This is a genomic window from Neobacillus sp. Fa239 (genome assembly GCF_055395235.1).
Genome location: NZ_AP041611.1, coordinates 2,130,832 through 2,154,670 on the forward strand (window position 1 = coordinate 2,130,832; position 23,839 = coordinate 2,154,670).

Here is a 23,839-nt window from a genome sequence, read left to right on the forward strand (position 1 = left end):
ATATGAATTTATGACCAGAAAGGTGACAAGTGCAGAGGCAACAGTGAAACCATCTCGAAAGGAATAACATAGGATTATATATGGGCTTTTGAAAGCAAAAAGACGGAGTGGAATGTATGAGTAAACGAAAGGAATTTATCAAGAACGACGGAAATGCTTTTCCAGGAAAAACCTACGCGGAAGAACTGCTGATTCCCATTTTTAATGACCAAAGGGACTTCCTATTTCATGCGATGTTTGATATTCACCGGGCCCATACCATCATGCTCGCTGAACAGCAAATATTGAAAAAAGACGAAGCAAAAAGGATCCTCTCGGGCATTAATAAAGTGGCAGAAACGGATCCGGCAGCGCTTTCCTATCAACCGCAGTTTGAGGATTTATTCTTTATGATGGAGGCAAAAATTTCAGAGGAAATGGGCGAGGAATTGGCCGGGAAAATCCACATCGGCCGCAGCCGCAATGATATGGGTGTCGCGATGTATCGCATGATTCTTAGGGGCCACCTTTTAGAAATGATCCATCAAGGGTACCAATTATCTGAAGTGTTATTAGAGCAATCCGAGCTTCATAAAGAAACCATTTTAACAGGATATACCCATACCCAACCGGCCCAGCCGACGACTGTCGGGCATTATTTTTTGGCCATCTATGATGTTATGAAGCGGGACATAGGACGTTTATGGTCAGCCTATAAAAGGGTTAACCAATCTCCGCTTGGTGCCGCAGCCTTCACGACTACCGGGTTCCCGATTAACCGCATGCGGACGTGTGAATTATTAGGATTTGATAAAATAATCGAAAACTCATATGACGCTGTTGCAGGAGCCGATTATTTAACAGAAACGGCAACGGCGATTATGACTTGCATGGTGAATACAGGCAGGTGGATTCAGGATTTTCTCCAGCACGTGACCCGGGAATTTGCGACCTTTCATGTCGCTGACCCTTATGTCCAAGTAAGCAGCATTATGCCGCAAAAAAGGAATCCGGTATCGATTGAGCATTCACGGGCCATTGCCTCGAGCGCTTACAGCGACGCATTAGCAGCCATGCAAATGATCCACAACACACCGTTTGGCGATATCGTTGATACAGAAGACGATCTTCAGCCGCACTTATACAGGGCATTTAACAAGGCAAACCGCGTTTTAAAGCTGATGTATGCCGTCATTGCCACACTCGAAATAAATAAAGAACATGCAAAGAAAATGGCAGCAAAATCATGTATTACGATAACAGAATTAGCAGATACGCTTGTACGGGATTACCAACTTCCATTTCGGAAAGCACATACGATCGCTAGTTTCATCGCTAAAACAACAGCCAAGCAGGAAAAAGAACTTTATGACTGGGACGTTGATGAAATTAATATGATGATAAAAGGTTATGCCGATGTCACTCTAACGGATGAGGTTTGGAACAAAATCATTTCCCCTGCTTACTTTATTGAAATTAGATCAATCCAAGGGGGTCCAAGTCCTAAGGAAGTTCAAAGGATGATCGAAACAAGAAAACAGCAGCTTGTCATTGAAAAGAAAAACTATGAAAAAATAATGGAAGAATTGAAGTTTAAAAAGAAGCAATTGCTTGGATATGCATTTGAAGAGGCTTGAACGAAAAAAAGAAAAGCCGGAACTCCGACTTTTCCTAACGTCCCTGCAAAAGCGAGACACGATATGGATGTAATTCACTATTCATGACCCCATTGGAAACGGCGGGGTCATTTTTCATGATTTTTTGTGCGGAATCCCATGAATCTGCCGCAATCACACAGATTCCAAAGGCGGCGTCCAAACAAGGTCCTGCCATAATAAGCTGTTCTTTTTCTAAAAGATCTTTCAAATAATCAAAATGCTGGTCCATGATCTCAGATTCTTCTTGAGTCATGGTATCCATAAAATTTTCCCGGGTTGGTCTGATTAGATAAACAAACTCTTTCAACATCATTTCTCCTTTTAATAAATTAGGCCTTACTTTTTATTAGCAACGCTTTATCTTGCTTAATGGATTTTAGATACATGAGCAAGAAAACCAATGCGCTGATGCCCCTTAAAACGGAATTTAACTCCATTGATTTTTGGATGCCGGTTGCATCTAATAGCCAGATGCCAATTTGCGGCGAGATAAAGGCCACAAAGGATAAAAGGACATTATAGGTGGTAATGCAATAGGTTCTGGTCTCCTTTGGAGATTGCTCCAGGAGTAAATTGAAAAGGAGGAGCAATGTTCCGGATACAAAAAATCCTGAAAGCATTTGAATAATAGTTAAATAGATTAGATTTGTTGACAGGACTGTTAAAAATGGAGCTAGTGCCATTCCAAGTGCAACCCAAACCAACATTAAAGTGTTTGATTTTTGGTCGGCCCATTTTTTCCATAATGGGAAGGTGAAAATTTGGACTAACTGATTCCCGACTGAAAAGAGGCTGATCCACAAAATCGTGGCATGTGCATATTTTACATTATAAATATTAAAAATTCCCCAAGACATCTGCCATGTGAAATTAAAACATAGGGCCGCAATAAGGAACCATTTGTACCCATGATCTTTAAAGATGGTCCAATTCATCAAAGAATTTTTGTTTTGCAAATTCGACTTGGGTTGACTTTTTTCCCGGTGTTTCATTAAGAAATAAACTTCTCCTAAGCCAAAAAGGAAAGTGGCAAAAAATAACCACTGATAGGCCGAAACGTTATAGGTCTGTTTTTTCATGATTATTCCGATAATGAGGGTTGAAATCATGCCAACAACGGTTAACAATCGATTGCGGTCACTGAAAAATGTTCCACGCCGTTCTTCTTTAATCATGCCGCTAATCAGCGTTTGCCAGCCGATGTTTGATACGGTGCCGGGAATATTCATTAAGGCAATGATGATTAAAAAAGTCCACGCCTGGTATGAAGTAGAAAGGTAAACCACACCTATTAATAACAAAAACATCAATCGAGCCCATAAAACAGAAACGGCCACCGTTTTCTTCTGCTGCTCTAACCGGTTGAACATCATCGCAGTTGGAATCGTCATGATCAAAGCAACCAAAGGCGGAAGGGAACTGATCAGGCCTACCTGATAATTCGATGCATTCAAAATAGAAATCGCAAAAATCGGATAAAAATTCCCCGCAAGATTCACAGCAATAGTCGAAACCATCCCATGATAAATACTAATCTTCTCATTAAACGTTCGCATAAGCCTCCACCAAACCCACTATAAATATCTAAAAATATTATACAACCAAACCACAGCCAAAACTACAGCCATCTACAAAAGCTTTTTTTGGTGACAGGCACCACAAAAGGACAAACTTCCCCGTTTGTCCGTGCAGGATGGACACTTCCCCTTTTATTGTAAATTAGGAGAATTATTGTGATTATTTATTTCTTTACTTAATTAGTTTATAGGGGTATGATGAAGCTAATTTGATATGTGTTATCTACTAGGGGTGCCTGCTTAGCGGGCTGAGAGAAAATGGCGACATTTTTAACCCTTCGGACCTGATCTGGATTATACCAGCGTAGGAAAGTAGCAAGCGAATTTTTGTGTTGCTCACGTGCCAGCCGGGTCCTGTTATGGATCTGGCTTTTTATTTGTAAAAATTGGCGGCCCGAACTTCCTAAAGGAAAAACAACCTTATCAATTTCAATATAAATTAGGAGGAAAACAAACATGGAAAAAACATCTATTATTGCTGCGTTACAAAAAGTGAGGGAGGTAAACCCGCTTGTACATAATATCACCAATGTGGTTGTGACAAATTTTACGGCAAATGGACTCTTGGCACTTGGCGCATCGCCCGTTATGGCCTATGCAGCCGAAGAGGTCGCGGATATGGCGAAAATTTCGAGTTCACTCGTTTTAAATATTGGGACATTGAATCCTCAGAATGTTGAGTCGATGATCATTGCTGGTAAATCTGCCAATGAACATAGTGTCCCTGTCATTTTTGACCCAGTTGGAGCAGGGGCTACTCCTTACCGGACGGAAACCGCACAAAAAATCATGAAAGAGCTGAACGTTTCAATCATACGAGGAAACGCAGCTGAGATTGCCAATGTGGCCGGTGAAAACTGGGAAATCAAGGGTGTTGATGCGGGGGCCGTTAAAGGAAATATCGTAGACTTGGCGAAAACGGCTGCTTCCAAAATGAATACGGTTGTCGTCATCACTGGCAAAGAGGATGTCGTAACGGATGGGATTACCACCTATGTTGTTGCCAATGGACATCCAATTCTAACAAAGGTGACAGGCACCGGCTGCTTATTAACCTCTGTGATCGGCGCATTTGCCGGTGTGGAAAAAGATTTACTAACGGCAGCTGTCGCAGCATTAACCTATTACGGAATTGCGGCTGAAAAAGCTGCGGCAAAAACGGTTGAACAAGGACCAGGCAGCTTCCAAATCGAGTTTTTAAACCAATTGGCACAGGTTTCAAACGAAGATATCGTACAATCAAGTTCTATTAGAAAACTCTAGGGAGGAAACCATCATGAAAAAAGCCTTAACGATTGCCGGATCCGACTCCGGAGGCGGCGCAGGAATCCAAGCAGACCTTAAGACCTTTCAAGAATTAGAAGTCTTTGGAATGTCAGCGTTGACCGCCATTACGGCCCAAAACACACTTGGAGTTCAGGCGGTTTACCCGATGACTGCGGAAGCTGTTGCCAAACAAATTCAATCGATCGGAGAAGATATCGGTGCGGATGCCATTAAAACCGGTATGCTCTTTAATGCGGAAATTATTGAAGCTGTTTCAGAAAAACTTCAGCAGTATCAATGGGAAAATGTCGTCGTTGACCCTGTCATGATCGCTAAAGGAGGCGCATCCTTACTGCAGCTGGAGGCCATTTCTGCTATGAAGCGCTATCTGCTGCCACTTTCAAAGGTCATTACTCCGAACATTCCTGAGGCAGAGGAATTAACGGGAATGACGATTCAAACGGACGATCAAAAGAAAGAGGCGGCAAGGCGACTTTGGGATTACGGCGTAAAAAATATCGTCATCAAAGGCGGTCATGATGAAGATCAGACTGAATCTACGGATCTATTATTTGATGGGACGGAATTTTATACCTTTAAGAGCAAACGAATCGACACAAAGAACACGCATGGAACCGGGTGTACTTTTTCGGCCGTCATCACAGCGGAGCTGGCAAAAGGGGCATCAGTCTATGAGGCCGTTTGCAAAGCAAAGGATTTTATCCAAGCGGCCATCGAACAACAAATCAATATTGGTCATGGCCATGGGCCGACCAATCATTGGGCCTATCGAAATACAAGAAAGGAGTCCGACACATCATGCTACTAACCACTGAACAAGCATTGCGGCAGGCTTTAAAAGTCTACTTTATTATGGGCAGCCCCAACTGTCTGAAGGATCCGAAAGAAGTATTAAAAGAGGCAATTGAAGGGGGCATTACTCTTTTTCAATTTCGTGAAAAAGGTGCCGATGCCTTAACGGGAACAGCCAAACTAGCCCTGGCTAAAGAACTTCAAAGGATTTGCAAGGATCACAATATCCCGTTCATTGTCAATGATGATATTGAGCTTGCGATGGCCCTTAATGCGGATGGTGTTCATATTGGCCAAGAGGACGAACCAGTGAAAACGGTCAGAGAAAGAATTGGTTGCGATAAAATCCTTGGCGTTTCCGTCCATACGCCAGAAGAAGCAACAGCTGCAATGGAAGAGGGCGCAGATTATTTTGGTATTGGACCCATTTTTCCAACGAAAACAAAAGAGGATGCAAAGGAATCTAGTGGCACTGACCTCATTGAAACATTACGGAAAAAAGGAATAGATTTTCCAATCGTTGGCATTGGAGGAATAACGATTGAAAACGCTGCTTTAGTCGTACAGGCGGGTGCAGATGGTGTTTCCATCATTACGGCAATCAGCCACGCTACATCACCCGCTGAAGCTGCCAAAGCATTAAAAGACAATGTTGGCAAATTCGCTTAAAGTGGGGTGAAGTAATGATTTCTGAGGACCTGTTTGAAAAAATATCAATCGAGGTAGAGGCTAGGAAATCGGAATTAATCCATCTTTTAACAAGACTGGTTGCTTTTCCGACCGTTAGTCCTCCTGCCCGAAATACGAATGAAGTACAGGATTTTATTCAAGGGTATTTGGAAGGATTGGGGTTTGAAACGGACAAATGGGATGTTTACCCTGGTGACCCTAATGTGGTCGGTAATTTACAGGGAGAAACACCAGGACAATACAACAGCTTGATCATTAATGGACATATCGATGTTGCCGAAGTCGGTGACGATCAAGAGTGGGACAATTCCCCATTTTCTGCAACCATTCAAGGTCCCTATATTTATGGCCGCGGTGTTGCCGATATGAAGGGCGGCATCGCCGCCTCACTCATTGCTATTAAACTCTTAAAAGAACTTGGCATCACGTTAAACGGCGATCTTCAGTTTCAATCCGTCATCGGAGAAGAAGCAGGGGAAGCGGGTACACTCGCTTGTACGGAAAGAGGATATACTGGAGATTTTGCGGTCGTTGTCGATACAAGTGACTTGCAGATCCAAGGGCAGGGTGGCGTCATAACCGGTTGGATTACGGTACAAAGCAAAGAAACATACCATGATGGTCTCCGCAGAAAAATGATTCATGCCGGCGGTGGTATGAATGGAGCGAGCGCCATCGAAAAAATGATGAAAATCGTCACAGGCCTTCAAGAACTTGAACGCCACTGGGCCGTGACGAAAACTTATGAGGGTTTTCCTCCCGGCTCAAATACCATTAATCCTGCTGTTATTGAAGGCGGCAGGCATGCAGCGTTTGTAGCAGATCGTTGTGCGCTGTGGGTAACCGTTCATTTCTATCCAAATGAAGATTATCAAGAGATTATTCAAGAAATTGAAAATCATATTGGTGCAGTCGCAGCGGCAGATCCATGGCTAAGGGAGAACCCTCCGCAATTTGTTTGGGGAGGCAAATCCATGATTGTCGACCGTGGGGAAATTTTTCCTTCGTTAGAAATTGACCCTGATCAGGCTGGAACTCAGGCATTGGTCCATTCGTATCAAAAAATGCTAAGGCAATCCGCCTCTGTCGGAATGTCCACAACTGTTACAGATGCAGGCTGGCTGGGGCGGGCAGGGATCCCAACGGTTATTTTTGGACCAGGTAAATTAGAGGATGCCCATGCGGTGAATGAAAAGGTTGAGATCGGTCAATTGCTCGATTTTACAAAAGTACTTGCCGCCTTTATCGCTGAATGGTGCAACACCAGAAAGGAAGCGCATCAATGAAGTTCTCTCAAACTCTTTTGGAAAAAGTTTCAGAAATATGGGAAAAAACCCACCAGCATCCATTTGTGACGGGATTGGGCAAAGGGGATTTACCCGTTGAATCGTTTATCCGTTATATGAAGCAGGACTATGTATTTCTAATTGATTATTCCAAGCTGTTTGCCTTCGGAGCCGTGAAGGCCAGAGATCTTGAGACGATGGGAAAATTCGCAGGCCTTTTAAATGAAACACTGCATGGCGAAATGGATTTGCACCGTCAATATGCGGAGCGGTTTGGCATTACCCTTCAGCAGCTGGAAGAAGAGGAGCCTGCTCCTATCAACTTAGCTTATACGCGTTACATGTTAAATGTTGCGCAGAATGGTTCATTGGAAGAACTAATCTCTGCCCTCCTTCCTTGCATGTGGAGCTATTGGGAGATTGGAAAAATGCTCGCCAAAACCTATCCAGGCTCAGGCGAACACCCGCTATATGGCGAGTGGATTACCATGTATTCATCCGATGAATTTGGAACATTGGCAGCTTGGTTAATTGATTTATTAAACGAATTGACCGAAGGGAAACCCGATCGGGACCTGGCGATCCTGGAGGAACATTTCCTGACAACCTCCCGCTTTGAGTACATGTTCTGGGATATGGTATACAAAGGGGGCGAGTGGCCTGTCTAACTCATCGATGTTATCTGTGAAAGACATATCATATGTATTCCCAAGTGAGAACGGTTCGAAATCAATTTTTCAAAAGGTTTCCTTGGAAGTAAAAGCAGGAGAATTTGTTTCCATCATCGGGGCAAGCGGATCGGGGAAGAGCACCCTTTTTAAGCTGATTACCGGATTGCTTGAGCAAGATGAGGGACAAATTTGGATTGAGGGGAAGGAGTCCAAGGACCGATTAGGTAAAGTAGGCTATATGCCGCAAAAGGATCTTCTTTTACCATGGAGAACCATCATGGAAAATATCCTCCTCCCTGTAGAGCTATCGAAAGAAAACAAGCTTGAGAAAATGGCAGAAGTGAGGGAATGGTTAGAACGGTTTGGTCTATCAGAATATGAAAAAGCCTATCCCCATGAATTGTCAGGTGGAATGAGGCAGCGCGCTGCTTTTTTACGTACGATCATGACGAATAAGGATCTTTTATTATTAGATGAGCCTTTTGGAGCTCTGGACTCCCTGACAAAACGGAACATGCACGGCTGGTTATTAGAATTATGGGGAATTTTACAAAAGACGGTTATGTTCATTACCCATGACCTGGAGGAAGCCATTTTGTTAAGCGACCGGATTTACCTTCTGCCGAAGACAAGCGGCGGGAAGATAAAGGAAGTCATAATCCATTTGCCACGACCAAGAAGTATGGAACAGATTTATCAATCAGATTTTATCGATTTGAGAAAAGAATTGGAGCTGCTGATTCGCCATGAAAGCTAGATGGAAAAAATGGATAGAAGAATATGGCATGTTTTTATTAGTGATTGTGGTGATCACCAGCAGCTGGCAATGGGTGGTAGCGCATGGGAAAATACCTGCTTTCATATTGCCGGCTCCCACTTCTATATGGAAATCGTTGGTAGATAACAGAGAGATATTGTTGGAAGAACATTTGCCTGCAACATTAAATGAAGTCTTGATCGGTTTTGGCCTGTCCATGATCGGCGGCACATTATTGGGTGTAAGCATGCATTTTTTCAAAAGGTTGGAGAAGATTCTTTATCCGTTTCTAGTTATCTCGCAAACGGTTCCGTTAATTGCCATTTCACCAATTTTTATTATGTGGTTCGGTTATTCGATATGGAGTAAAATTGCCGTTACCATCTTAACAGCTTTCTTTCCAATTGTGGTAAGCACCTATGACGGTTTGAAGGTCGGGGCGAATGAATACCGCGAATTGCTGCTGACAATGGGAGCCGGCAGATGGGAGATTTTTAAAAAAATCGAGATCCCTATGGCATTGCCCTCGATTTTTTCCGGCTTGAAGTTGTCCGCTGTGTACTGTGTAGTCGGTGCAACGATCGGGGAATGGCTCGGCGCCAGTGTTGGCTTGGGCTATTTCAGCCGGCGAATGTCAGGAAATATGCAGGCAGATGCCGTATTTGCCGCGATATTTCTCCTATCATTATTAGGAATTATCCTCTTTTTATTAATAGGATTTTTAGAAAAATTAGTATTGAAAAAAAGATTAAGATAAAGGAAGTCATTTCAATGAAAAAAAGTTTATTAATTATGTTAAGTCTGGTCGTTGTCCTGTTGAGCGCTTGCAGCACTGGGAATAGCAGTAATGCTTCTGACAAAAAACTTCAAAAAGTAAGCTTAATGCTGGATTGGTATCCAAACGCCGTCCATTCGTTTTTATACGTCGCACAAGAAAAAGGCTACTTCAAAGAAAACGGTCTCGATGTCGATATTAAGATGCCTGCCGATACGAACGATCCTCTTAAACTCGTGGCAGCCAACCAAGTCGATATGGCGATCAGCTATCAGCCGCAGGTTCTCATCGCCCGCGGCGAAAATATTCCCGTTCAATCCTTTGGAGCGATTGTCCGCCATCCGCTCAATACATTGATGGTTCCTGCAGCAGGGCCGATAAAATCACCAAAGGATTTAGCAGGAAAAACCGTAGGTTATCCATCGATTCCATTAGATGAAGCGATTATTCAAACGATGGTGAAAACTGATGGAGGTAACCCGCAAGGACCGAAAATGGTCGATGTTGGCTGGGACCTCATTCCCGCCATGGCAACGAAAAAGACCGATGCCCTAATCGGCGGTTATATAAACCATGAGAAATTATTGTTAGATAAAGAGGGGCACCCCATGAGAACATTCAATCCTGCAGATTTTGGAGTGCCAGATTATTATGAATTAGTTTTTACTGCCAGTGATAAGGAATTAAAAGAAAAGCCTGAGATGTTTAAAAAGTTTATGGCCGCGGTAAGGAAGGGGCAGCAATTTGTTCAGGAGCACCCAGCGGAAGGTCTTTCGATCTTAATGCAGCATGAAGACAAAACGTCTCCATTAGATAAAGGGGTGGAAACGAAAAGCTTACAGATTCTTCTGCCGTTAATGGATGGAAAAAATGTAACATTCGGTCATCAGGACTTGGCGGTCTGGTCCAATGTTGCAAAATGGTTATATGACAATAAGGTGGTAAAAAACCCGCTTAATGCTAAGCAGGCATTTGTGAATTTCTAAAAGCAGTATGATTTATCCTTCATAGAGTCTATGAAGGATTTTTTTTAGTTTCATAGGGAGGGCTTAGTGCCAATCACAACAGTGGCATCCAAATCTTCGTCGTTTACCACTATAGGCATTAGCCCGTTTTGAGCAAAAATCTCAACGGTCTGCCGTGCCTGCTTTTCACTTGTTTCGACTAGAAGATGACCGCCTGGTGCAAGCCAAAAGGGGGCAGCAGCGGCCACCTGTCGCTGGACGTCAAGCCCATCCGAGCCGCCATCAAGTGCTACTCGAGCCTCATGAATTCGGGCTTCCGCGGGTAAAAGTCCGATCACCTCGGTAGGTACGTAAGGGGCGTTTGCGACAAGGACATTGACGTTTCCTTTTAAACTCGCTGGCAAAGGCTCATAGAGGTTCCCTTCATACACATGTCCACCAACGGATGTGATGTTTCTCCGGGCGCACTTCACCGCTGCCGGGTCGATATCAACGGCGAATAACTTGATATCTTCCTGAACTTCAGCCAAGACAAAACCTAAAGCGCCCGTACCGCAGCACAAGTCAAGCACCACGTCTCCTGGCATCAGGAGGGTGGCGGCCTGAAGGGCTAAAAACTCAGATCGACGGCGGGGGACAAAGACACCCGGGTCCACCGCTATTCGTATGCCGCAGAACTCTTTCCAGCCTATGATGTGTTCCAGGGGCAAACCGGACATTCTCCTTTCCAGCATGGAGTCAAGCTCTTCCTGGCTTTTTGCCGAGGAAAGGAGCATTCGTGTTTCATCCTCGGCAAAAACACATCCCGCTTGCCGCAGCTTATTGGCAATCATTTTATAAAGAAAGGGATCCGCATGTCTAAAATTAATGGGTGTTTCTTTAAAGCTCATTAGTTTCCCTCATTTCCTTTGAGTCGGAATATTATTAATATTAACACAATAATTCCATTACGTAGCTTTAACAAATTGTAAAAATGAGGGGATTATTCTGGATGAATATAAATAATTTGTCCTTTTGTGCATGTGAGAGTGGGCAATTATTTAGAAAATATACTAAACTAATGCTATGCCTGTTGGTTTGTTGCAAAGTAGATACGGCATAGTTTATGAATGTAAGCGCAAACAATTTATTTCCGAAGATTTCTCGGGAAAGCGCAAAAACAGACATTTCCCGCATTACTTTGTCATAAAATGCAAATTAGTGTTGAATTGAAAGGAGAAAACAATGATTATTTATAAGACAAAAAATGTCACCGTTTTTCAAAGTGCGATGTTTCAATTAAATTCAACGGTTATCAGTACCCATGATATGGTTCTTGTCGTCGATCCTGGCTATTTCCCCCATGAAATCGATGAAATTCGTCTCCATGTGGATAATATCAAAGGGGAAAGGCCCGTCTATCTCTTTTTTACCCATTCAGATTATGACCACATTGTTGGCTACCCTAACTTCCCTGGTGCAAAAACAATTGCGAGCAGGGAGTTTGTAGAAAGTCCGCTTAGGGAAAAGCAAATCGAAGATCTGATCAAATATGATGATGATTTTTATATTTCCCGCCCATACCCGGTTGAATATCCTACTATTGACCACGCGATTGAAAAGGATGGTCAGCAATTAATGATAGGGGATACGCAGCTTTCATTTTATCATGCAATAGGTCACAATAATGACGGTTTATTCGTTGTTGTGGAGTCATTAAACCTGCTAATTGCCGGCGATTACCTTTCAGATATTGAATTTCCATTTGTGTATCATAGCTATCGGGAATACGATAAAACCTTGATGACCGTTCAGAGGCTGCTCAGTGAGAATCATCATTTAGTGGTCATAACCGGCCATGGCAGTGTAGCAGCAGAAGTGAGTGAAATCCAAAAACGTTTGAATGATTCAAAGGAATATTTGGCGCTTGTGAAAAATGAACAAAATGGGGAAGCATTTACTGGGTTTTTGCATGAAAAGAACTACCGTTTTCTAACCAATTTGAAAAAAAGACATCAGGATAATCTAGCAGTTTGGAAAGAGCAGAAGGGGAATGAATCATGAGCAAACAAGTAATCGTTTATACGACGAAGGATTGCATCGAGTGCACAATGGTCAAAAAAGTCCTTACAGAGGAAGGGATTCCATTTGAGACAAGAGATGTATCGATCAATCCTGAATATCAAAAGGAAGTGGAACAGTTTGGATTTATGGGAGTGCCTGTCACTGTCGTGGAAAAGCATGTAGTTAAGGGATTTACAAACGAATTAAAGGAACTGATCGAAATTGCCAAAAAATAAATGGCCAGCTAAAAAGAACTAGGTTGCACTAGTTCTTTTTAGTTTCATCAGAGGCAAAATCGAGTGTCCGCCACAGGAGGACACATTAGGCCGTTTTGTCCACGAACGGTGCCTGTCACCGATATCACCGCAATTGCTGATTCCCATGAAATACTTTAAGTATGTATTCGGCGTCTGGGACGTTTAGTTTTTGGTATCCGAGTAGAAATTCTTTGTTGTTGTATGGTATTTCTTTGAATTCGATATTGGTGGTGCCGGTGGGACTGATGGTTAAAATGGCGTAGGGGGCGGCCGGTTTGAATTGGCAGCCCAGTGCACCTGGATTTAGATAGAGCCGTTCTTTTGTTTTAAAATGGTGGATGACGTGATGGTGTCCAAAACATACGATGTCATAATTGCTGGTTTTATAGAATTCATCGAGCTTCGCTTCCGTCGGTTCTTTATCAACGGCTAAAAATTGATCATCCTTGATTAAATGGTAATGGACAAAATGAAGCCGCATTCCATTAAAGCTTTTTGTTAATGAGATAGGAAGGCCAGATAAAAAGGGGATAAATTTCCGGTCCAATTTTGCGGCAATCCATTTATGATGTTCTCGTTCCGCACCCCTGCTGTATGGTTCTTCTCCTCTGATCACATCCAAAATCGCTTCATCATGATTTCCCATCACGAATGAAATATCGTCTCTCTTAACGAGCAGCTCTAAAACTTCATTCGTTTCATACCCAATTCCCACCAAATCACCTAAACAAAAAATATGGTTGATTCCATTGTTCTGATCGATATCCTCCAAAACGGCTTTCAAAGCAGAGGAATTTCCATGAATATCTGTGATAATTGCAATCTTTTTCTCCATTACGGTACTCTCCATTTTCTGGGATATGCTTAGTTTAACAACTTAGAAAAATTAAATTCGTGATGATGACGAATGAAAATACTTCTATTCCTTCCAAGGAACAGGTAATATGGTAAAGGAACCACTGGTTATTTTTTTAAGGAGTCTATTTTATGAAGCAAACTTTTAGTTTAAAAGAAAAGACGAAGCAAATCTTTATCTTGTTAATTCCGATCTTAATTACACAGCTTGGTATGTTTTCGATGGTGTTTTTCAATACAATCATGTCAGGGAAATACAATTCCTCGGACCTTGCCGGCGTGGCGATCGGCTCTTCCATTTGGAGTCCGATATTTACCGGAATCAGCAGCATTCTCCTTGCCGTCTCACCGATTGCCGCCCAGCGGATTGGTCAGAAGAAAAACGATGAAGTAACCTCCGTTGTAAAGCATGGACTTTATCTTTCCCTCATCATTTGTATTTTAGTGATCATACTTGGAGCCTTTATCCTTCATCCGATTTTGGATAAAATGAATCTGCCAACAAGAGTGGAGAAAACAGCCTTTAACTATTTGGCAGGGCTCGCTTACGGAATTTTACCCTTGTTTTTGTTTAATGTTTTAAGATCGTTTATTTATGCATTAGGAAAAACACGCATTGTCATGGTGATTTTATTATTGGCACTGCCTGTCAATTTCTTTTTAAATTATGTCCTGATTTTTGGCAATTGGGGTTTTCCGGAACTTGGTGGTGCCGGGGCAGGGTATGCAACGTCGTTTACCTATTGGGTGATTCTGGCCATGACCGTTTATATTGTCAAAAAACAGGATCCATTTTCATCCTACCCGGTCTTTGCAAATTTGAAAGAATTTTCGCTGAAAAAATGCCAGGAAATTTTAAAAATCGGTGTGCCAATGGGACTCTCCACCTTTTTTGAAACAAGTATGTTTGCCGTCGTCACAATCCTCCTCAGTAAGTTCAATGTCACGACTATCGCCGCTTATCAATCTGCTCTGAATATCGTTTCGTTTTTATATATGATTCCAATTAGTATTTCGATGGCGCAGACAGTTTTAGTCGGCTTTGAGGTAGGGGCGCGGCGATATCGCGATGCCCGAACATACAGCTGGTTAGGGATTTTCCTTGCAATTTTGATTGCAATCGTCACAGGCGTTTTAGTTGTTACGTTCCGTTATCGTGTGGCCGGCTTTTATTCCAATGAGTCTGCTGTGATTGAATTGACCGCAAATTTCTTAATCTATGCTCTGTTCTTTCAAATTTGTGATGCCACCCAGGCAACGGCACAGGCTGCGCTCCGAGGATATAAAGATGTGAACCTTGCCTTTATCATGACCTTGATTGCCTATTGGCTGATTTGTTTACCGGTTGGCTATCTATTGGCCCATTATACAAGCATGGGCGCTACGGGATATTGGATTGGCTTGACAGTAGGCCTGTTGGCAGCCGGCATCGCCTTATCCATCCGCTTAATTTATATACAAAAGCGAAAATTTGCCCCCGTACAAATAAAAGAAGTCGTGTAATGAGGCTGAGAAAGCCTCATTTTTTTATGAAAAAAAGGAAGGATTTCCGCGATATATCTAGAATTTGTAAAGAAAATTCAAATGTTTATGACAGGAAAAGCCATTATTGGGGGAATCAAAATGCGATTAGCCAATAAATCCTTAGAAGAATTAGAAGACCTTGAAGAGGAATTGAACGAGCAGGAGGCTGAACTCGGGATTTCAAACCATTATCAAAGAATCGAACTCTATGAAGAAATTCATCGAAAATGGAGGAAACTCGTTAGTCAGAATCAAGATGAATATAGTAGAAATTCGCTTGAATATGTCACCAAAAAGCTTGTCTACAATCTGATTCATTATGGTACCTATTCAAAAATGGTCTATCAAAAGGATGATTATGCCGCGATCCATTGTTTGGAAAAAGCCTTGAAATATGATCCTGGCAATCCGATTGCAGCCTACCGGCTTGGTTTTTTGTCTTATAAGTATAATGACTACACAAAAGCATTGCAGTATTTTCAAATTTCGCTTGAAAACCAGCAGTATTATCAGCATACACCCTACCTTTTAAACAACCAGCAGCAGGTGAATGCCCATTTATATTTGACTAATAGTGCTTTATATATTGCAACAGATTCCTATGAACAAATGAATAAATTGCTTCACAACCAACATCTGCAAGTCCCAAATCAAGATTTTTCTCCACTTTTTAAAAGCCTCTTAGAAAATGAACAATATTTGCGGAAGAATGCTTTTTATAAAGTAAGTGAATTCGGCACTTCCACCTGCTCCAAGCAAGAATGTGAAAACCTGACCTCCAACCCGCCTTTTAACACGTTGATTCTGTATTTTAATGACCGGAATATTATCGCCGTTTATGAGGATGGGGAAGTCATTCTGTCTCATGATGAAGGAATTATGCTTAAGTATTTTTTGTTAAAAAGCCATGAGGAAGCACCCGCAACAAGAATCGCTTTTTCCATTGTTGAAAACATCAAGCCGAACACTTTTATTCAGTCTTTTAACAGGTTAAAGAAAAAGCTTTTAGCGAAAGGATTTCCGCCTTTCCTGCATTCAAAAAATTTTCAAAATGAACCCGCCTGCTATTTTGATATGTCTGTCCTTTTTTATATTATGTATCGAGTGGACGATGAAATTGATTAACGCGGACATTTATCAGGGTCTGCCCCCTCATGAGCAGACCCCCAAACGATGAATTTAATGGTTTTCAGGCAGCTCGTCTTCAATACCGGGGTTAAAGCCAAATGGTCCTCTCGGAAAATGCTCGACTCGGAAGATGGCCACGATTGCTTCAATTCTAATCGCGATATTCAGTGGGAATCCTCTGCCCCTAGTGTGCAAAATAAGAAAATCACCGCCAATCTCTTCAATCCTGCCAGTGAATGTACCTTGAACCGTAATAATCTCAACTTCTTTACTTAAATGTTCATGGGCAACATGATGAAAAACTTTCTCTGTCATTTTCTCATCCTCCTTTACCCTTACAGTAAATGCGATAATTTTGAAAATGTCATGGGTGTTCAGAAAATTTTTGGTCTCGTGCCTAGTGCAAAATAATGATAAATTAATGGAAGAATTGAAAAGAATGGGTTGTGAACGATGAAGACACGAAAACTATTTGAAATTTTATGGGTATCGACCAAACTGGGCCTGACTTCATTTGGCGGTCCGATTGCTCATTTAGGGTATTTTCACGAAGAATATGTAAGAAAAAGAAAATGGTTGGATGAACGCAGCTACTTGGACCTCGTGGCCCTTTGCCAATTCTTGCCCGGACCAGCAAGCAGCCAGGTAGGGATTGGAATTGGGGTGATCCGTGCCGGTGTATTGGGTGGAATTGCCGCCTTTTTAGGTTTTACGCTTCCTTCGGTTATTGTTTTGATCTTATTTGCGTTATTAGTAAAAGGCTCCGCTTTGATTGATTCAGGATGGATTCATGGGTTAAAAATCGTGGCTGTCGTCGTTGTTGCCCAAGCCATTATCGGCATGGCCCGGACACTGACACCGGATTTAAAAAGAAAAGGCCTGGCTTTGTTCGCCTTAGTGGTGAGTCTCCTATGGCATTCGCCATTGTCGCAAGTATCGATTATTCTTTTCTCAGCCCTGATTGGTTTTCTCCTTTTTAAGCATACAGAGATATCTGTCGATAAGGATATCAGCGTTCCAATATCGCGGCGATTTGCCTGGATTTGTTTAATTCTATTCTGCGGATTGCTCTTATTCCTGCCCGTTCTGAGGGAATTGACTTCTTCTAGAACAGTGGCGCTATTCGACAGCTTTTATCGATCCGGTTCCCTTGTTTTTGGCGGTGGGCATGTAGTGCTGCCGCTCCTCGAACACGAATTTGTGCCACAGGGATGGATATCGAAGGATAGCTTTTTAGCAGGGTATGGGGCAGCACAAGCTGTTCCTGGGCCGCTTTTTACCTTTGCCGCTTATTTAGGAGCAGTTATGAACGGCTGGAAGGGAGGGCTTTTAGCTACAGCGGCCATCTTTTTACCCGCTTTTTTATTGATTATGGGGACACTGCCATTCTGGGGAGCGCTTCGCGGAATTCCAAAGCTGAAGGGGGCAATGCAAGCAGCGAACGGTGCGGTTGTAGGGATTTTGATCGCGGCTTTCTACACACCAATCTGGACGAGCTCCATTTTATCTTCTAAGGATTTTGCATTGGGCGCCATTCTGTTTAGTTTAATCGCTTTTCTAAAAATGCCGCCGTGGGTCATTGTGCTGGCAGGCGCTGTAGGCGGATATGTATTTCGTTTAATTTAACCAGAAAAAGCTTACTTAAGCTTTTTCTGGTTTTTTTTATCTGGATTAGAAAAAAACGAGGAAGTGTATGATAAAACAGGCAAAAGCCCAGAGAACTCTTTTAGTCCTCTGGGCTTTTATAAATTCGTTGCTTTTTTCGCTCTCATTTTGAAGAAAAAACGAAGGAGAGGCGGAACGGCAAAATAGATAAAAAAGAGCCGGAATAGCTGGTAACCGGTGACCATCGATAAGTTGGCCTTCACCTCATGAGCGAGTATCCCCATTTGATCCATTCCACCGGGTGCGAGACTTAACAAGCTTGTGGATGGGGTGATATGGTTTTGATAAACCAACACCATGCTTAAGCCAAACGAACCTAAAATCATCACAAGACCGCTTAAAAGCGCCAGGCTGATTATTTTTGCTTTTTGCTGCAGCTTTTCAGGTTTTAAGAGCAAGCCAATATAGCCGCCAATCATAAATTGCGAAATATTTAAAATCGATGAGGGCAGGAGCGGACCGTGAAAGCCTGAGATATTCATGACGGCAGTTCCTAAAATCGGTCCCAGCAAAAAGGGGGTTGGAAATTTTAATTTTTTTGCCAGAAAAGCCGAAACGATACCAATTAGTGCAAATAACAGGATGTTTGGAAAAAGCGGTTCTGCCGATTGGACTGTCGTCAAAACCAAGTCAGCTCCCTGTTGATTTTTAAAAAACGGTCCAAAAATAAGAAAGGGAACGAAGAAAATGATCATCATCAACCTTGCTACTTGAAGGAAGGTGACAGTCGTGATATCGATTCCTTTTAACTCTTCCGCAAAGATAATCATCTGCGAAAGCCCTCCGGGAATGCTTCCGGTCAGCACAGTCGGGTAGTCAACCCCGGTAATCTTGGAAACGAAAAAGGCGATCCCGGCGCAAAAAATAACGAGCAGAACCGTCATAAGAATCATGGATGGCAGCTTTTCAGCTATCTGAATTAGAGCGTTTTTTGTAAAGGATAAACCAATGGAATACCCGACAATAATTAAACCGGTATTTCGAATGTAAGTGGGCCAGTAATACGGAATCTTGCTAAATCTGGCCCCGATTAATACAGCGACCATCGGCCCGAGCAACCAAGGAATCGGCGTATGTAGAAGGTTAAAGAGGAGACCGCCAACGATAGCTGTAAATACCGTCACCGTAAACCGCAGGATTTTGTCATCAGCTTTAAATGTGTATTTTTTCAAAAGAAACCCTTCTGTCTAAGATAAATTTGCTTGGTTTATCATAGCATATCTTATTTATTGATACTAATTGTAAAGCTTATCGCAATGTGGAAAATTTTCCTCATCCAAAATCCATGAAAGTACCAGCATAGTGTGTAAAAACTGGTTGCAGCAGTCTCGATTGATCGAGGCTGTTTTTTCATGTGTTCCACCAATTTAAAAATTTTTTAAATTTTGTATTTTTTTATTTACATAAATCCTATGGGTATGGTAGGATTAATTCCAACGATAACTCAATACTTATCAAGAGAGGCGGAGGGACTGGCCCGTAGATGCCCGGCAACCTGCGAAGCAAGGTGCTAAATCCAGCAAAATGATGATCATTTTGAGAGATAAGGTGTTAAACACTAGTGAGATGCCTTTCCTATTCGGAAGGGCTTTTTTAATGGACGAGAGGGGGTTTGTAGCATGAGTGCTGCAATCACGTATCAAAATTGGAGTCAAATATCCGATAATTTCCAATTTGAAGATAAAACCAAGGGGGCACGTGCTGTTTTAGAATGGGCATACAATTCCTATCCGGAAGACCAAATCGTCTATGCCTCCAGTTTCGGAGCGGAAGCGATTGTATTAATTGACTTGATTCAGCAAATCAAGTCGGATGCTCATATTGTTTTTCTAGATACAGGCTTACACTTTCCAGAAACGTATGAGGTCATTGACAAAATCGAAGCCCGGTTCCCAACTTTAAAAATCGAGCGCAAGCAGCCAAAATTAAGTCTCGATGAACAATCTGCACAGTTTGGATCCGCATTATGGAAAAGAGATCCCAACCAGTGTTGTAACATTCGCAAGGTCATTCCTCTAAGAGAAACGTTAACGGCAAAACAAGCCTGGATTTCGGGTCTTCGAAGAGAACAGTCACCAACAAGAGCCAACACAGAATTCATCAATAAAGATGAAAAATTCCAGAACATTAAAATTTGTCCGTTGATTCATTGGTCATGGGATGATGTGTGGGCCTATATAAAGGAAAAAGATCTCCCATATAACACCCTGCATGATCACAACTACCCAAGCATCGGCTGTATTCCTTGTACGCAGCCAGTGGGAGTTGACGGGGACTCACGTGCCGGGCGCTGGGCCGGGATTGGCAAGACAGAGTGTGGTTTACACACGGATAAGTAAAGATGCCATTCGCTAATAGAATGAGGGAATTCGCTAATAGAATGCAAGAATTCGCTAATAGATGGCTTTGAATCGCTAATAGAAACGTAGAATTCGCTAATAAAGCTTTCATACGCAAATAAACCGGTTGGATTCGCAAATAAATGGCTTTAATTCGTAAATATACTGCTTCAATCCGCAAATAAAAGCATTATTTTTATAAAAATCAGTTGCGAAAGCATCTAATTATAATAAGAAAGGTATGATTCACTTGTCATTTTTACCAAAACCTCATGGAGGCAAACTAATCCAGGCCTATGATCCCAATTATGATATCAGCCAAATTGAAAAAGCGATCGACATCGACGCGATAGCCTTAAGTGATCTTGAGTTAATCGGGATCGGGCTATTTAGTCCATTAACCGGGTTTCTCGGAAAGAAAGATTATGAATCAGTTGTTGAGAAGATGCGGCTTGCGGACCAAACCATCTGGTCCATTCCTGTCACACTTCCGGTATCCAAAGAAACGGCGGCGACACTTAAAGTCGGCGAAGAAATCAAGTTAGTTTTTAACCAAGAAGTCTATGGAGTTATCAAAGTATCTGAATGGTATGAGCCGAATTTAGATAAAGAGGCAGTCGAGGTATATAAGACACTAGAAGTTGCGCATCCAGGAGTAAAACGTTTATATGAACGAGGCCCTGTTTATGTAGCGGGGGATGTGACGCTCATTAAAAAACCGGAAAAAGGTGTCTTCAGCGATGTATGGTACGAACCGAAGGAAACAAGGGCATTATTTGAAGCGAAGGGATGGAAGACAGTAGTCGGCTTCCAAACGAGAAATCCCATCCACCGCGCCCATGAGTATATCCAAAAAGCGGCATTAGAAACAGTCGATGGTCTTTTCGTTAATCCGTTAGTAGGGGAAACAAAGTCTGATGACATTCCTGCCGACGTCCGCTTAAGAAGCTACCGTGTCCTTCTGGAAAACTATTACCCTGCCGAGCGTGTCCAACTTGGAGTACATCCGGCGGCAATGCGATATGCCGGTCCTAGAGAGGCCATTTTCCATGCGATCGCCCGCAAAAATTTTGGCTGCACCCATTTTATCGTCGGCCGCGATCATGCCGGTGTCGGTAATTATTACGGTACCTATGATGCACAGCGCATTTTCAGCCAATTTCCTGAAGGCGAGCTTGGGATTAAGCCATTGTTCTTTGAACATAGCTTCTATTGTAATAAATGTGAAGGAATGGCATCCGATAAAACTTGCCCGCATAGCAACGAGGACCGCGTCATCCTTTCAGGAACAAAAGTAAGGGAAATGCTTCGCTCTGGTACCCTTCCACCGTCCACCTTCAGTCGGAAAGAGGTTGTGGAAGTACTGATCGAAGGAATGAAAGAAGAGGCGAAGGTTTAAGGAGGAGAAACCATGACGAAAGCAACGAATATCACCTGGCATGCTTCAACCGTGACAAAAAGTGACCGCCGCGTACAAAATGGTCACGGAAGCTGTGTATTATGGTTTACCGGTCTTTCAGGCTCCGGAAAATCAACGATTGCCAATGCCGTATCAAGTGAATTATACCGCCAGGGAATTAATGAATATGTCCTGGATGGGGATAATATTCGGCACGGTCTTAACCGGGATCTTGGATTTTCAGATCATGACCGGACGGAAAATATCAGAAGAATTGGCGAAGTGGCAAAATTGTTTGTCGATAGCGGAGCAATCGTGACAACCGCCTTCATTTCTCCGTTCCGATCCGACCGGGATCAAGTCAGGGCTCTTTTTGAAGAAGAGGAATTTATTGAAGTCTTTGTTGACTGCCCAATAGAAGAATGTGAACGACGCGATCCGAAGCAGCTGTATGTGAAGGCGCGCCGCGGTGAAATAAAGGATTTTACCGGGATTGATTCCCCTTATGAGGCACCGGAACATCCAGAAATTACGCTCCGGTCCGACCAATTTAAAGTAGAAGAAGCAGTAGAACAAATTTTTGCATACCTAAGGGAGAAGCATATTCTTTAGTGGTGAAGGGATGGGGAAGCCATGGTTGGCAAGGTTTTTATAGTAGGTGCGGGTCCGGGAGATCCTGATTTAATTACGGTAAAAGGATTGCGCTGCCTCGAGCAAGCCGATGTCATCCTCTATGACCGGCTCGTCAATCCTGAACTGCTAAAGCATGCAAAAAGAGATGCGCAGCTTGTCTATTGCGGAAAGCTGCCGCATTACCATACAATGAAACAGGAAACAATCAATCATTTTCTTGTGAAATACGCTAAAAGAGGTCACCAGGTGGTCCGCCTAAAGGGTGGCGATCCTTTTGTTTTCGGACGCGGGGGAGAGGAGGCAGAGGAATGTGCGAAGCATGACGTTCCCTTTGAAATCGTCCCAGGCATTACGGCAGGAATTGCGGCATCAGCCTATGCCGGAATTCCCGTTACCCATCGTTCATTAAGTAAAAGCTTTGCCTTTATTACCGGTCACCAGGCAGGAGATGTGGCCGCTGAGCACCAGTGGTCTCATCTCGCAAATGGCGTTGATACGATTTGTGTATACATGGGAGTTTCACAGCTTCCAACCATAATAAAAAATTTAATCCAGAATGGTAAATCGCCCAAGACTCCCATCGCGCTTATTCATTGGGGGACATTAAGCGATCAGCAAACCGTCACCGGAACGCTTGAAACAATAGAAGAACGGGTAAAAAAAGCCGAAATTTCCAATCCAAGCATGATCGTGATTGGTGAGGTGGTCAGACTACACGAAAAACTGAACTGGTATCAGGAAGAGATTGTGGCAAATTTACCGGTGCACTATTAAAAAATTGTCATGCACACATGCTGAAAGGAGCACATCATATGAAAGCAATCCTCTATATTGGTCATGGTACCCGCTCAAAAAAAGGAGCCGAAGAAGCGAAGACTTTTATAAAAAAGGTGATGGACCGAATCGATGCTCCGATTCAGGAAATCAGTTTCCTTGAGCTGGCTGAGCCAAGTATTGAGGAGGGCTTTACAAGATGTGTCGAAAGAGGTGCAACGGAAATCACTGTTGTCCCGCTTTTTCTTTTGGCAATGGGGCATATCAAAAGAGATATCCCAAATGTCTTGTCTGCACTAAAAGAGCAATTTCCGCTTATTCAAGTGAATGTAAGGGAACCATTTGGCGTCCGGGAGGAAATACTCGATGCCGTGTCTGAGCTGATTAGGGATACTGCCGGGAATGTAGTACAGGAAGACAGTTTATTGATTGTAGGGGTTGGCAGCAGCGACCCTGAAATACATGTCAATTTTCGAGAAATTTCTGATGGTCTTAAGGAACGGCTTGGAATAAACCTTGCAACTGTCTGTTATTTAGCCGCCACCGAGCCGAAGCTTAATGCAGGTTTAGAATTGATGACAGAAAAAACCACAGGCACACTTATCGTGGTTCCATATTTATTATTTACTGGTCAACTAACCGCAATCATTGGCCGAACGGTCCAAAATCGGCAAAAGCAGGGACAGCGGATCCTTCATACCGGTCCATTGAGCGGGCATCGAGTAATAGAGGAGATTGTCATCGACCGGGCGAGGCAATAGATTTTCTCGCGTAACTAGCGAGAA

The 23,839-nt window shown here is 42.8% G+C and carries 25 protein-coding genes and 2 riboswitches; of the genes, 19 read left to right on the top strand and 6 right to left on the bottom strand.

The window, feature by feature from the left end; translation table 11 throughout:
* Positions 1–116: 116 nt before the first annotated feature.
* Positions 117–1,616 carry an argininosuccinate lyase gene (gene argH, locus ACZ5XR_RS10175; protein ID WP_464501537.1) on the top strand — a complete coding sequence of 500 codons (1,500 nt, stop codon included), beginning with the start codon at positions 117–119 and terminating at the stop codon, positions 1,614–1,616.
* A 34-nt stretch (positions 1,617–1,650) separates the two neighbouring features.
* On the opposite strand, the gene ACZ5XR_RS10180 is transcribed toward argH, so the two are convergent.
* Both ACZ5XR_RS10180 and ACZ5XR_RS10185 read right to left on the bottom strand, forming a co-directional pair.
* Entirely contained in the window at positions 1,651–1,950 is a 300-nt protein-coding gene (locus ACZ5XR_RS10180; protein WP_464501538.1) for a YciI family protein, read from the bottom strand.
* Positions 1,951–1,966: 16 nt separating this feature from the next.
* Complete coding sequence (locus ACZ5XR_RS10185; protein ID WP_464501539.1) at positions 1,967–3,193, bottom strand: MFS transporter; 1,227 nt, start codon at positions 3,191–3,193, stop codon at positions 1,967–1,969.
* 239 nt (positions 3,194–3,432) lie between these two features.
* Positions 3,433–3,542, top strand: a riboswitch (TPP riboswitch).
* A 128-nt stretch (positions 3,543–3,670) separates the two neighbouring features.
* Here ACZ5XR_RS10185 and thiM point away from each other — a divergent pair.
* The 8 genes from thiM to ACZ5XR_RS10225 all read left to right on the top strand — a co-directional run bounded on the left by thiM (position 3,671) and on the right by ACZ5XR_RS10225 (position 10,458).
* A complete protein-coding gene (thiM, locus tag ACZ5XR_RS10190; protein ID WP_464501540.1) occupies positions 3,671–4,477 on the top strand; it encodes a hydroxyethylthiazole kinase in 807 nt (268 codons plus the stop codon).
* A gap of 13 nt (positions 4,478–4,490) precedes the next feature.
* The gene (gene thiD, locus ACZ5XR_RS10195) at positions 4,491–5,309 is read left to right on the top strand and encodes a bifunctional hydroxymethylpyrimidine kinase/phosphomethylpyrimidine kinase (RefSeq protein ID WP_464501541.1); all 819 of its coding nucleotides are present in this window, start codon (positions 4,491–4,493) and stop codon (positions 5,307–5,309) included.
* The gene (thiE, locus tag ACZ5XR_RS10200; protein ID WP_464501542.1) at positions 5,300–5,962 is read left to right on the top strand and encodes a thiamine phosphate synthase; all 663 of its coding nucleotides are present in this window, start codon (positions 5,300–5,302) and stop codon (positions 5,960–5,962) included. Before thiD ends, thiE begins: the two co-directional genes overlap by 10 nt.
* A 14-nt stretch (positions 5,963–5,976) precedes the next feature.
* A complete protein-coding gene (locus ACZ5XR_RS10205; protein WP_464501543.1) occupies positions 5,977–7,269 on the top strand; it encodes an acetylornithine deacetylase in 1,293 nt (430 codons plus the stop codon).
* Entirely contained in the window at positions 7,266–7,937 is a 672-nt protein-coding gene (gene tenA / locus ACZ5XR_RS10210) for a thiaminase II (RefSeq protein ID WP_464501544.1), read from the top strand. Before ACZ5XR_RS10205 ends, tenA begins: the two co-directional genes overlap by 4 nt.
* An 82-nt stretch (positions 7,938–8,019) precedes the next feature.
* On the top strand, positions 8,020–8,697 hold the full coding sequence (locus ACZ5XR_RS10215; protein ID WP_464501545.1) for an ABC transporter ATP-binding protein: 678 nt from the start codon (positions 8,020–8,022) through the stop codon (positions 8,695–8,697).
* On the top strand, positions 8,687–9,454 hold the full coding sequence (locus ACZ5XR_RS10220; protein WP_464501546.1) for an ABC transporter permease: 768 nt from the start codon (positions 8,687–8,689) through the stop codon (positions 9,452–9,454). Before ACZ5XR_RS10215 ends, ACZ5XR_RS10220 begins: the two co-directional genes overlap by 11 nt.
* A gap of 14 nt (positions 9,455–9,468) precedes the next feature.
* Complete coding sequence (locus ACZ5XR_RS10225) at positions 9,469–10,458, top strand: ABC transporter substrate-binding protein (protein ID WP_464501547.1); 990 nt, start codon at positions 9,469–9,471, stop codon at positions 10,456–10,458.
* A 50-nt stretch (positions 10,459–10,508) separates the two neighbouring features.
* Here ACZ5XR_RS10225 and ACZ5XR_RS10230 read toward each other — a convergent pair whose 3' ends face one another.
* On the bottom strand, positions 10,509–11,327 hold the full coding sequence (locus ACZ5XR_RS10230) for a putative protein N(5)-glutamine methyltransferase (protein WP_464501548.1): 819 nt from the start codon (positions 11,325–11,327) through the stop codon (positions 10,509–10,511).
* Between the two features lie 334 nt (positions 11,328–11,661).
* Here ACZ5XR_RS10230 and ACZ5XR_RS10235 point away from each other — a divergent pair, with 334 nt between their 5' ends.
* A complete protein-coding gene (locus ACZ5XR_RS10235) occupies positions 11,662–12,480 on the top strand; it encodes an MBL fold metallo-hydrolase (RefSeq protein WP_464501549.1) in 819 nt (272 codons plus the stop codon).
* The gene (locus ACZ5XR_RS10240) at positions 12,477–12,716 is read left to right on the top strand and encodes a glutaredoxin family protein (protein ID WP_464501550.1); all 240 of its coding nucleotides are present in this window, start codon (positions 12,477–12,479) and stop codon (positions 12,714–12,716) included. The genes ACZ5XR_RS10235 and ACZ5XR_RS10240 overlap by 4 nt, the downstream gene beginning before the upstream one ends.
* A gap of 124 nt (positions 12,717–12,840) precedes the next feature.
* On the opposite strand, the gene ACZ5XR_RS10245 is transcribed toward ACZ5XR_RS10240, so the two are convergent.
* Positions 12,841–13,572, bottom strand: coding sequence for a metallophosphoesterase family protein (locus ACZ5XR_RS10245; protein WP_464501551.1), 732 nt, complete (start codon positions 13,570–13,572; stop codon positions 12,841–12,843).
* A 152-nt stretch (positions 13,573–13,724) separates the two neighbouring features.
* Between ACZ5XR_RS10245 and ACZ5XR_RS10250 the strand changes: the two genes are divergently transcribed.
* Complete coding sequence (locus ACZ5XR_RS10250; protein ID WP_464501552.1) at positions 13,725–15,095, top strand: MATE family efflux transporter; 1,371 nt, start codon at positions 13,725–13,727, stop codon at positions 15,093–15,095.
* Between the two features lie 120 nt (positions 15,096–15,215).
* On the top strand, positions 15,216–16,241 hold the full coding sequence (locus tag ACZ5XR_RS10255) for a tetratricopeptide repeat protein (protein ID WP_464501553.1): 1,026 nt from the start codon (positions 15,216–15,218) through the stop codon (positions 16,239–16,241).
* 54 nt (positions 16,242–16,295) lie between these two features.
* On the opposite strand, the gene ACZ5XR_RS10260 is transcribed toward ACZ5XR_RS10255, so the two are convergent.
* Positions 16,296–16,559: a hypothetical protein gene (locus ACZ5XR_RS10260; protein ID WP_464501554.1), complete on the bottom strand. Its 264-nt coding sequence runs from the start codon at positions 16,557–16,559 to the stop codon at positions 16,296–16,298.
* 138 nt (positions 16,560–16,697) lie between these two features.
* On the opposite strand from ACZ5XR_RS10260, the gene chrA reads away from it, so the two are divergent.
* Complete coding sequence (gene chrA / locus ACZ5XR_RS10265; RefSeq protein ID WP_464501555.1) at positions 16,698–17,870, top strand: chromate efflux transporter; 1,173 nt, start codon at positions 16,698–16,700, stop codon at positions 17,868–17,870.
* A gap of 116 nt (positions 17,871–17,986) precedes the next feature.
* On the opposite strand, the gene ACZ5XR_RS10270 is transcribed toward chrA, so the two are convergent.
* Positions 17,987–19,081 (bottom strand): AbrB family transcriptional regulator, encoded by a 1,095-nt coding sequence (locus ACZ5XR_RS10270; RefSeq protein ID WP_464501556.1) that lies wholly within the window; start codon positions 19,079–19,081, stop codon positions 17,987–17,989.
* A 276-nt stretch (positions 19,082–19,357) separates the two neighbouring features.
* A riboswitch (SAM riboswitch) is annotated at positions 19,358–19,459 on the top strand.
* A 69-nt stretch (positions 19,460–19,528) separates the two neighbouring features.
* Here ACZ5XR_RS10270 and ACZ5XR_RS10275 point away from each other — a divergent pair.
* From ACZ5XR_RS10275 to ACZ5XR_RS10295, 5 genes are all read left to right on the top strand, one after another.
* Entirely contained in the window at positions 19,529–20,248 is a 720-nt protein-coding gene (locus ACZ5XR_RS10275; RefSeq protein ID WP_464501557.1) for a phosphoadenylyl-sulfate reductase, read from the top strand.
* Positions 20,249–20,489: 241 nt separating this feature from the next.
* Positions 20,490–21,647: a sulfate adenylyltransferase gene (gene sat, locus ACZ5XR_RS10280; RefSeq protein WP_464501558.1), complete on the top strand. Its 1,158-nt coding sequence runs from the start codon at positions 20,490–20,492 to the stop codon at positions 21,645–21,647.
* Positions 21,648–21,659: 12 nt separating this feature from the next.
* On the top strand, positions 21,660–22,259 hold the full coding sequence (gene cysC / locus ACZ5XR_RS10285) for an adenylyl-sulfate kinase (protein WP_464501559.1): 600 nt from the start codon (positions 21,660–21,662) through the stop codon (positions 22,257–22,259).
* Positions 22,260–22,280: 21 nt separating this feature from the next.
* Complete coding sequence (gene cobA, locus ACZ5XR_RS10290) at positions 22,281–23,054, top strand: uroporphyrinogen-III C-methyltransferase (protein WP_464501560.1); 774 nt, start codon at positions 22,281–22,283, stop codon at positions 23,052–23,054.
* Between the two features lie 38 nt (positions 23,055–23,092).
* Positions 23,093–23,815, top strand: a complete 723-nt coding sequence (locus ACZ5XR_RS10295) for a sirohydrochlorin chelatase (RefSeq protein WP_464501561.1) — start codon at positions 23,093–23,095, stop codon at positions 23,813–23,815.
* Positions 23,816–23,839 lie beyond the last annotated feature (24 nt).